The organism is Streptomyces sp. NPDC001381 (genome assembly GCF_042895685.1).
GTDB lineage: Bacteria > Actinomycetota > Actinomycetes > Streptomycetales > Streptomycetaceae > Streptomyces.
Genome location: NZ_JBIAWO010000002.1, coordinates 774,028 through 783,517 on the forward strand (window position 1 = coordinate 774,028; position 9,490 = coordinate 783,517).

Annotated in this window: 10 protein-coding genes; 3 read left to right on the forward strand and 7 right to left on the reverse strand. The window is 74.3% G+C overall.

Annotated features, from left to right (window positions below; genetic code table 11):
- Nucleotides 1-82: 82 nt before the first annotated feature.
- The 3 genes from ACFY2L_RS10530 to ACFY2L_RS10540 form a co-directional block, all read right to left on the reverse strand.
- The gene (locus ACFY2L_RS10530) at nt 83-1,168 is read right to left on the reverse strand and encodes a hypothetical protein (protein WP_390822047.1); all 1,086 of its coding nucleotides are present in this window, start codon (nt 1,166-1,168) and stop codon (nt 83-85) included.
- Nucleotides 1,169-1,214: 46 nt separating this feature from the next.
- A complete protein-coding gene (locus ACFY2L_RS10535) occupies nt 1,215-2,468 on the reverse strand; it encodes an FUSC family protein (RefSeq protein ID WP_390656531.1) in 1,254 nt (417 codons plus the stop codon).
- A 120-nt stretch (nt 2,469-2,588) separates the two neighbouring features.
- A complete protein-coding gene (locus ACFY2L_RS10540) occupies nt 2,589-3,083 on the reverse strand; it encodes an FBP domain-containing protein (RefSeq protein WP_390656532.1) in 495 nt (164 codons plus the stop codon).
- A 268-nt stretch (nt 3,084-3,351) separates the two neighbouring features.
- Between ACFY2L_RS10540 and ACFY2L_RS10545 the strand changes: the two genes are divergently transcribed.
- Both ACFY2L_RS10545 and ACFY2L_RS10550 read left to right on the forward strand, forming a co-directional pair.
- Nucleotides 3,352-4,641 carry an ROK family protein gene (locus ACFY2L_RS10545; RefSeq protein ID WP_390822048.1) on the forward strand — a complete coding sequence of 430 codons (1,290 nt, stop codon included), beginning with the start codon at nt 3,352-3,354 and terminating at the stop codon, nt 4,639-4,641.
- A 64-nt stretch (nt 4,642-4,705) separates the two neighbouring features.
- Entirely contained in the window at nt 4,706-4,933 is a 228-nt protein-coding gene (locus ACFY2L_RS10550; protein ID WP_390656534.1) for a hypothetical protein, read from the forward strand.
- Nucleotides 4,934-5,082: 149 nt separating this feature from the next.
- Here ACFY2L_RS10550 and ACFY2L_RS10555 read toward each other — a convergent pair whose 3' ends face one another.
- The 4 genes from ACFY2L_RS10555 to ACFY2L_RS10570 form a co-directional block, all read right to left on the reverse strand.
- A complete protein-coding gene (locus ACFY2L_RS10555; protein WP_390656535.1) occupies nt 5,083-6,111 on the reverse strand; it encodes an SDR family oxidoreductase in 1,029 nt (342 codons plus the stop codon).
- 69 nt (nt 6,112-6,180) lie between these two features.
- Nucleotides 6,181-7,152, reverse strand: coding sequence for an SDR family NAD(P)-dependent oxidoreductase (locus tag ACFY2L_RS10560; protein WP_390656536.1), 972 nt, complete (start codon nt 7,150-7,152; stop codon nt 6,181-6,183).
- A 60-nt stretch (nt 7,153-7,212) separates the two neighbouring features.
- Nucleotides 7,213-7,869, reverse strand: coding sequence for an HAD family hydrolase (locus ACFY2L_RS10565; protein WP_390656537.1), 657 nt, complete (start codon nt 7,867-7,869; stop codon nt 7,213-7,215).
- Nucleotides 7,870-7,906: 37 nt separating this feature from the next.
- On the reverse strand, nt 7,907-8,947 hold the full coding sequence (locus tag ACFY2L_RS10570; RefSeq protein ID WP_390822049.1) for a PHP domain-containing protein: 1,041 nt from the start codon (nt 8,945-8,947) through the stop codon (nt 7,907-7,909).
- Between the two features lie 195 nt (nt 8,948-9,142).
- Between ACFY2L_RS10570 and ACFY2L_RS10575 the strand changes: the two genes are divergently transcribed.
- Nucleotides 9,143-9,379, forward strand: a complete 237-nt coding sequence (locus tag ACFY2L_RS10575; protein ID WP_390656539.1) for a hypothetical protein — start codon at nt 9,143-9,145, stop codon at nt 9,377-9,379.
- The last annotated feature ends 111 nt before the right edge of the window (nt 9,380-9,490 follow it).

The window sequence follows — 9,490 nt, forward strand, 5'->3', positions numbered from 1 at the left end:
TCGCCCCACGCCGTCCACAGCACCTTGTCCCGGAAGGCCCGGCGAACGCAAAGCGGGAGCCCGGAGCCCGGGGGAGCGGCGGCTACCAGTCGCCGTCCTCCACCGGCTTCCCCGGCGCGTCCTTGAGGTGGTGCACCTGGCCGGGCGCGGGCGGCTGCCACGGGTCCAGGTCGGTGCCGAGCCACTCGCCGACGGGCTTGACGGCGGCCAGGGTGTCGCTGGGCGCGACGTCCTGCGCGTCCTGGTCGTAGTAGTCGTACCAGGGCAGCCCGGCGTTGGTGTACGCGGCGCGGTCCACGGGGGACGGCGGCGGCTCCTCGCCGGTGATGCGGCGCCACTCCGGGGGCGTCACGAGGTGCACGAACACGCGGCCCGCGGGTTCCTTCGCGTAGTCCGAGACCGGGCGGACGTCCTGGTAGACCTCCTGCCGCATCGAACCGCCCACCCCCAGGCCCATCGCGGCCGCCCGGGCCGGCGGCGCGCTCCCCGGGGCGGCGGCCGCGGCGGGCATCATCGGCATCGCGCCCGGTGCGGGCATCGCGCCCGGCTGCGGCATCGCGCCCGGTGCGGGCGGGGCGCCGTATCCGCCGCCGAAAGCGGGAGGCGGCGGCGGGATCAGGCGCCGACGCTCGGCCTCCCGCCAGGCGGCGCGCTTCTCCTCGTTCAGCGGGAAGGACTGCAACTGGACCCCGCCCCACACCTCCTCGCCGGTGACCTGGCCCTCCACCGTCGCGCCCAGGCCGAGCGGCACCGCCACGAACTGGCGCACCGTGCCCTTCCCGGAATTGATGCCGTCCAGCCAGGGCTGCCGCGGCAGCGTGACGTAGTTCTGCGGGTCACGGGAGAGCCGGCCGCTCCACGGCTTGCCGGAGACCGCGCACACCTTGCCCGCACCGACCTGCAGCGCGGCCGGTTCCGTCGAGCCCCCGAAGCTCAGCCACATCGCCTCGCGCAGGTACATCGGCAGCATCACGCCCCCGCGCGCCAGCCAGTCGGCGGGCACGGTGTCCGGGTGGTCGGAGACCCGGCGGACGGGAAACACCCCCAGCCCGGGCGGCAGGGCGTGCGTGCCGCTCTCCGGCAGCCGCAGCGTCCGCATGAACCGCACCGCCACCCCGCCCGGCAGCCTCAGTGTGTCTCCGTCGATCCGTACCGCGCTTTTGGCCACAGGCCCGCTCCCTCTCCCTCTCGCACCGGCCCCGTCCCGGCGCCTCTCAGGGAGAACGCCTGCTGATGCCCGTGCGGTTCCGCCACAGCTCCTCCTGCACGCCCAGGCGCTCGCGCAGCCGGGTCAGCCGCGGCAGGCGGGCGCGCTGCTCGCCCGACACCCGGTCCAGTTCCTCCAGCAGACGGCGCGAGCGGTGCTCGGTGTCGAGCTCGTCGAGCATCCGGTTCACCTCGGTCAGGAGCGCGCCGTGCAGCTGCCACTGGCGGGCGTCGTGCTGGAGCCGCTCCAGCAGCAACTGGGCCAGCTTGTCGCGGGTGGCCGCGGCCTGCCGCAGCTCGGCGGTGAGCCGGGCCTCGGCGGCGTCCGCGTTCAGGCTGACGTGCGTGGTGACCAGCACCGCGAAGCTGACCACGGCGTCGGCGATCTCCGACAGGAGTCGCTCCACGACCTCGCCGGTCTCGGCCGGGAACAACGGCTGAGGCTCGCGCTCCTTGGCGAGGTCGGTCAGGGTGCGGGCCAGCACCCGCAGGACGACCGTGCAGATCTCCAGGGTGTCCAGACCGGTGCGCAGCACCACCCGGTGCAGCAGCCCCTCCCGCACCCGCGGATTGAGCCGCAGGCTGTCCTCGGCCTGCCGCAGCGCCGCGTCCACGTCCACGATGTCGTGGTCGAGTCGCCGGGCCTCGTGCAACCGCGCGGCGGCCGCCTCGACCGCCGGGCGCCCGGCCGCCTGCTCGCCGATGCGCAGCATCAGCTGGCGCAGCCGCCGGGCCAGCCCCTCGATCGACTCGCCCGCCTCCTCGATCCACACCGGTGGCGGCAGCAGCAGGTTGATGCCGAGTCCGACGACCGCGCCGATCAGGGTCTCGACGATCCGCGCCCACGCCGTGTCCCCGACGGTGGTGACGCCGAGCACCAGCATGGCGCTGATCGCCACCTCGGGCACGTACTCGTCCACCCGCACCAGATGCCCGACGGCCAGTGCCGCGAGGATCAGCAGCGCGAGGCTCCACCAGGTCAGGCCCACCAGCTGGCTGAAGGCGATGGCGACCAGGACGCCGGCCACCACCGAGTTGACCCGCCGGACGCCGTTGGTGAGTGTCGCGTACAGGGTGACCTGGACGACCAGCAGCGCGGTCAGCGGCGCGGTGAGGGGGGCCGCCTCGGGGCTCAGCCGCAGGGCGACGACGTACGCGAGGGTCGCCGCCGCCGTGGAGCGGAAGGCCTGAACGACCACGGGTTCCCGATGGCGCTGTACGAACCGCACGAGCGGCGCCGCTCGCTCACTTACCTGTTCCATCCCCGGACCAGTTCCCCTTCCCCACGCTGCCCGAACGTCCCTTCCGTACCCAGGGTGCGCTCACCGGGTGGGGAAGGACAGTCGGTGGCGGCGGGCCCGCCGGCGTGGGGCGCGGCGCCCTCAGACGTACAGCTTGTCGAGGAAGGCGGACAGGTTGCCCGTCGTCCGGGCGATCTGCTCCTCGGTGGTGAGGCTCTCCTCGAAGCGGCCGCCGCGCTCCGGGACCTTCCTGCCGCGTACGTACAGGGAGCAGGCCAGGTCCGTGCACATGTAGAGGCCGACCGAGTTGCCCTCGCGGCCGGCCGCGCCCGCCTTGCGGGCCGTCATCAGCGACACTCCGCCGCCGGGGTGGGTGGTCAGGCACAGCGAGCACATGCTGCGGTGCAGGAAGCCGCGCTGCGACGGCGGGAAGCGCAGGGTCACACCCACCGGTCCGCCCTGCCGTTCGGCGACCAGATAGCTCCGGTCGGGCGCACCCGGGTCACGCCAGCCCAGGAAGTCCAGTTCCTCCCAGGGGAGTTGGTCGAGATCACGGGGTGTCGGCAGACGCTTGGCCTCCCCCTTCGAGCAGTTGACGAACGAGGTGCGGATGTCGCTCTCGGTGAGTGACCTCATGGGGAGTCTCCCGGGTGCCGTCGTGGACCATGAACCTATGCCCTCTAGGTATCCGCCTAGGGTAAATAGCCGAAGCGAGGAGAACCAGTGAATATCCCCGATGTCCCGCCGTCACGGCGGCGGCCATCGCGCGCACCCCGGCGGTGCGCGCGGGCGCCAGGAAGGCGGACTGCTTAGCTCACATCGTGAACTAAGGGTTGTAGGAAAGTCGCGCCGGGCCCGGCCGTAAGGGTATGTTGCAGCTCGGGCAGGGTGCGAAGGGAGCGTCATGGCGGGGCGGAACGGGCGTACGGTACGCGATCTCAGGCGGGCCAACCGCACGGCCGTCCTGCAACGACTCTACTTCGACGGCCCCCTCAGCCGCTTCGAACTGGGCCCGGCCACCGGCCTGAGCTCCGGCTCGGTCAGCAACGTCGTCGCCGACCTGGTCGCCGACGGACTCGTCGAGGAGGCCGGCAGCGTCGACTCCGACGGCGGCCGCCCCCGCATCCTGCTGCGCGTCGCCCCCGCCAGCGGCCACATGATCGGCGTGGACGTCGGCGAGACCCGGGTGCGGATCGAGCTGTTCGATCTCACCCTCACCGAACTCGCCCGCGCGGAACGCCCGCTGGAGCAGCAGCGGTACGAGGTCGAGGGGATCGTCGGCCACATCCGCGACGGCGTCGCCGAGGTGCTCACGGCGGCGGGCCTCGCCCCGGACCGGCTGCTCGGCGTCGGGATCGGCGTCCCCGGCATCGTGGAGCACACCCCCGAAAGCGGCGCCGTCGTGCACGGCCAGACGATCGGCTGGGACGCCGTCCCGCTGGAGGCGCTGCTGCGCGAGGGCTCCCCGCTGCCGGCGACCGTCCCGTACTTCATCGACAACGGCGCCCGGACCCTCGGCCAGGCCGAGATGTGGTTCGGCGCCGGACGCGGCGCCCACAACGCCGTGGTGGTCCTCTTCGGCTCCGGCGTCGGCGCCAGCCTCGTCACCCCCGAGGCGGAACAGGGCCGTTCCCTGGAGTGGGGCCATCTGACGGTACGGGTCCGGGGCCGCCGCTGCCGGTGCGGGGCCCTCGGCTGCCTGGAGGCCTACGCGGGGGCCGAGGCGCTCCTCGACCGCTGGCGCGAGGAGGGCGGACATCCCCCCGCGGACACCGACGAGGAGACCGCGCTCGCCGCGATGCTCGCCGCCGCCCACCCGGACGACGGCACCGACGCCGACCCCGTCGCCCGCGCCGTCCTGGAGGAGACCGCCGAGTACCTGGGCGCCGGGCTCTCCGACCTGATCAACCTCTTCCAGCCCGAGCGCATCCTCATCGGCGGCTGGGCCGGCCTCCAGCTCGGCGCCCGCTTCCTGCCCGCCGTACGCCGCCACGCCACCGCGTACGCGCTGCGCCACCCCGCCCGGAGGGTCACGGTCGAACTCGGCCGGCTCGGCCCCGACGCGGTCACCGTGGGGGCGGCGATCCTCCCGCTCGCCGACTTCTTCGCCCGCGGCGGCAGGCGCCCCGAGCCGCTGGCCGGCGGCCCGCAGCCCGCCTGGCGCACGGCACTGGAGGAGCGCGCCCCGCACTGAGGTTTGGCCGGTCACGGCGGAGGTACTCGCGCTCCCACGAACGTCATCCGGAAGGGAGCACGCCGTGGCCGACCACCGCGACGAGGGCCCCGGCGAGAACGGCACGCCGATCCCGCGGGACCTGCCCGACCAGCAGGCCGACACCGGCGAGGACCACTGGGACGCGCCGCGACCCCAGGAGCCCGACGCCGACGTCCCCGACACCGACGAGGCGGGCACCGGCCGCCGGGGCGCCCCTCACGCGGCCGGCGCCAACCCGGATCAGCCGGTACCGGACGAGCCCTCGGCCTGAACCGGGACCGCCCCTGCTCGTACGGCACGCGTCCGTCGCCGGCCCGTACGACCCCGGCACGCCGCCGTCGCCGGCCCGTACGACCGGGCCGGCGACGGACGCGTGCCGTACGAGCGGGCCACGGCCGGCCGGGCGGCCGCGAGCGGTGCTCAGCCCACCTTGCGTCCCCGCATCGGCACCGTCGCCTCGCCGTCTCCGCCGCGCAGCCCCCGCAGGAACTCCCGCAGCACCTCCGTCGCCGTACGCTCCGGCCGCCAGCCGAGCTCGGTGCGCGCCCGCGTGCAGTCCATCAGAGGCAGCCGCAGGACCGCGTCGAAGAGGTGCGGCGAGGCCGGCAGCAGATGCAGTCCCCAGGCCGCCGCGATCGCCGAGCGGGCCGCCGTACGCGGCAGACGCACCGGACGGGCGTCGAACATCTCGCCCAGCAGCTCCGCGTCCACGGCCGGCTCGGCCGCCAGGTTGAACGCGCCGCGCACCTCGGTGCGCAGGGCGAGCCGGTACGCCTCGGCCGCGTCGTCGGTGTGCAGGGCCTGGACGCGCAGACCCGGGATGTCGGGCAGGAACGGCAGCAGGTCGGGCCGGGCGACCGGGCCGGGCAGGACCCTGCCGCCGAAGATCCGCCGCTGCTCGCTCGCCGACTCCCGCTTGAACAGGAACGCCGGCCGCATCCGGACCACCCGCACCGCCGGATGGTCCCGTTCGAAGATGTCCAGGGCCCGCTCCAGATAGGCCTTCTCCCGGCAGTACGCGGCGTCCGGCCAGCCGTGCGTCGGCCACGACTCGTCCACCGCGTGCTCCTTCGGACCCGGCGAGTACGCGCCCACCGACGAGGCGTGCACCAGCACGGGCACCTTCGCGGCGGCCACCGCCTCGAACACCCGGATGCTCCCCAGCACGTTGGTGCGCCAGGTCACCGCCGGATCGTGGGTCGGCTGGAACGCCCAGGCCAGGTGGACCACCGCGTCGGCGCCCTCGAACACCTCGGTCAGAGCGACGTCCTCGGACGCCAGGTCCACCCCGGTCCACCCGGTCTTCGGCGGCGCCCAGTCCGGGATCCGCCGGGCCAGACCCCGTACCGAGGCGACCGCCGGGTCCCCCGACAGCAGGCGCACCACACTCGTTCCGACGTTGCCGGTGGCCCCCGTGACGACGATGTCGCTGCCCGTTGAGCTGGTCACCTCAGGCTCCTCTCGGCGGTCCGTGCTGCGGACCGACCGAGTACCCGCCCCACGGGCACCTGGCACACGCTACGAGGCGAACGCGTCCACACCCGTCAGCTCCGCCGACAGCTCCCACAGCCGGGCCGCCTGGCCGGGGTCCGTCGCCCACGCCTTCACCCCGGCCCGCTCGCCGTCCTCGGGGGCGGGCCCGGCGATGTCGCAGTCCTCCAGATAGACGCCGCCCATGCCGTCCAGCTGCGGTGAGGTCGCCGCCCACACCTGGGTGGCCGCGCCCTGCTCCGGCGTCTTGAAGCCCGGCTGCGGGACCGGGTCGCCGTTCTCGTCGATCCACCCGTTCGCCACCATCTCCTCCCGGGGCAGGTGCCGCTGCAGAGGCGTGAGGATGCCGCCGGGGTGGAGGGAGAAGGCCCGTACCCCGCGGTCCCGGGCGAGTGCGTCGAGGTGGACGGCGAACAGCACGTTCGCCGTCTTCGCCTGGCCGTACGCCTGCCACTTGTCGTAGCCGTGCCGCCAGTGGACGTCGTCCCAGCGCATGCCGGAGAAGTGGTGGCCGCGCGAGGACACGCTCACGACGCGGGCCCCGCCGGGCTCGATCGCCGGCCACAGACGGTTGACGAGCGCGAAGTGCCCGAGGTGGTTGGTCGCGAACTGCGCCTCCCAGCCGGGGCCCACCCGGGTCTCCGGGCAGGCCATGATCCCGGCGTTGCCGATGACGAGGTCGACCGTGCGGTCCGAGGCGAGGAACCGGTCGGCGAAGGAACGCACGCTCTCCAGGTCACCGAGGTCCAGCTCGTCCACCTCGACGTTCTCGATGCCGCCGAGGTTCTCGCGGGCCGTCGCGGGGCGGCGCGCGGGGACGACGACACGGGCGCCGGCCTTGACGAGCGCACGGGTGGTCTCCAGCCCGAGGCCGGAGTAGCCGCCCGTGACGACCGCCACCTTCCCGGTCAGGTCGATGCCCCGCAGGACGTCGTCGGCGGTGCTCGTGGCGCCGAAGCCCGAGCCGATCTTGTGCTGTGCGGTGTCGCTGTCGCTCATGCCCGGAACGCTACGGATTGGAGTGCTCTCGAAGTCAAGCGCCGCCCCTGGCGCTCACCCTCACGCCAGCGGGCTCTCCCGCAGCGCCGCCAGCAGGCCGGCCGGATCGTCGTAGACCACCTCCGCACCCGCCTCCACCAGGTCGGCGCGCGGGATGCCGCCGCACAGGACGCCCACACACCGCACCCCCGCCCGGCGGCCCGCCTGCATGTCCCACACCGTGTCGCCCACGAACACCGCACGCTCGGCGGGCACCCCGGCCAGCTCCAGGGCGTGCTCCACCGGCTCCGGCGCGGGCTTGCCCTCCGCCACGTCGTCCGCGCTCGCCGTCGCGGTGATGGCCTCGTCGGCGTCGAGGGCGCGGCGCAGCGCCGACAGCTCGGCCCCGCTCGCCGAGGTGGCGAGGACGACGGTCCAGCCGTCGCCGTGCAGACGTCTCAGCAGCGCGCCGGCGTCCGCCATCGGGGGCAGCCGGTCGAAGTACTGCCCGTAGAGCGCCTTGTGCGCGGCGCTCAGCGCGGCGTCCTCGTCCGTGTCGCGGTCCTCGCCCAGCAGGTGGGCGATCAGGTCGTCGGAGCCGAGTCCCACGGCCCGGTGCACCGCGTGCATCGGCACCCGGTGGCCCGCCTGCCGGAAGGCCTCCCACCAGGTGGTCACATGCAGGTGGTTGGTGTCGACGAGGGTGCCGTCGACGTCGAAGACGGCGGCGCGTTCCATAGGCGGTTCCCTTCTCTCGTGGCGCCCGGGTACCACGTCAGGCACCCCCCACGCCCGCCGGGACGCGCCCTTCCCGGGTCCATGCCAGCAGCCCGTCCACCGGCCAGGTGGTCACCACCCGCTCCGGCGGCACCCCGCACTCCTCCGCCCGCGCGCAGCCGAGGATCTGCCAGTCCAGCTGACCCGGCGCGTGCGCGTCGGTGTCGACCGAGAACAGCACCCCGGCCTCGACGGCCCGGCGCAGCAGCCGCCGGGGCGGGTCCAGCCGCTCGGGCCGGCTGTTGATCTCCACGGCCGTGCCCGACTCGGCGCACGCCGCGAACACCTCGTCCGCGTCGAACTCCGACTCCGGCCGTCCCTTGCCCGTCACCAGCCGTCCGGTGCAGTGCCCGAGGATGTCGGCGTGCGGATCGCGCACCGCGGCCACCATGCGCCGGGTCATCGCGCGGGCCTCCATGCGCAGCTTGGAGTGCACGGAGACGACGACCACGTCGACCCGCTCCAGCAGCTCCGGCTCCTGGTCGAGGGAGCCGTCGTCGAGGATGTCGCACTCGATGCCGGTCAGCAGCCGGAACGGCGTCCAGGTCGCGTTCAGTTCCGCGACCACCTCCAGCTGCCGGCGCAGCCGCTCCGGCGACAGCCCGCGGGCCACCGTCAGACGCGGCGAGTGGTCCGTCAGGACGGCCCACTCGTGGCCCAGGGCCGCCGCCGCCCGGCCCATCTCCTCGATCGGGCTGCCGCCGTCCGACCAGTCGGAGTGCAGATGGCAGTCGCCGCGCAGCAGCGCCCGCAGCCGCCCGCCGGCCCCGTCGGTGAGCGGCCGTCCCACCTCGCTCTCCAGTTTCCGCAGGTAGGACGGCGTCTCCCCGGCGAGCGCCTCGCGCACCACCTGGGCCGTCCTGGGGCCCACACCCTTCAGCGACTCCAGCGTCCCGGCCTCGGCGCGCCGGGCCGTCTCGCCCTCGGGCAGCCGCGCCAGCACCCGGGACGCCGTACGGAACGCCTTCACCCGGTACGTGGGCGCCAGGGACCGCTCGAGCAGGAAGGCGATCCGGTCCAGGGCCTCGACGGGATCCATCGTCACCTCCTGGGTCCAGAGTTCCCCAGGGCGGTGCGTCCCGCACGACGGGCGGCCCGGTTTCGTCCGGTGCACACCCGGGTAGCGCGGACCCCCGTCGCGCCTTCCCGGGGAGCCCGGTCCTGCCCGGCTCCGCCGCGTCGCGGTGAGACGCCGGCGATTCGTACCGGCCGGTTGCGATTTACGCTCTATTACATGACCGAAGTCGCGAGCCCCTACATCTCCCATCCGCGGATCATGGTGCTCGGTGTGCAGCCGGGAAAGCCACCGTTCCGGATCGTGGAAATCGACGGCGAAGTGGTCGGTGAGGCGCACGCCGTCACCGACGTCCTGGAGACGGCCGCCGCCTTCGGCATCACCGTCCACGACCTCGACGATCCCGACGTGGTGCGCTGGGTGGGCGGCGACCGGTACACCTGGAAGCCGCGCTAGGCCCTGTCGTCACATTCCCGTCTGCCGTGGGGCGCCCCCCCCCCCCACCACCCGCGGGGGGGGCGCGGCCGCCGCGCGGGCCGCCGGCCGGCCCCCCCGCCGCCCCCCCCC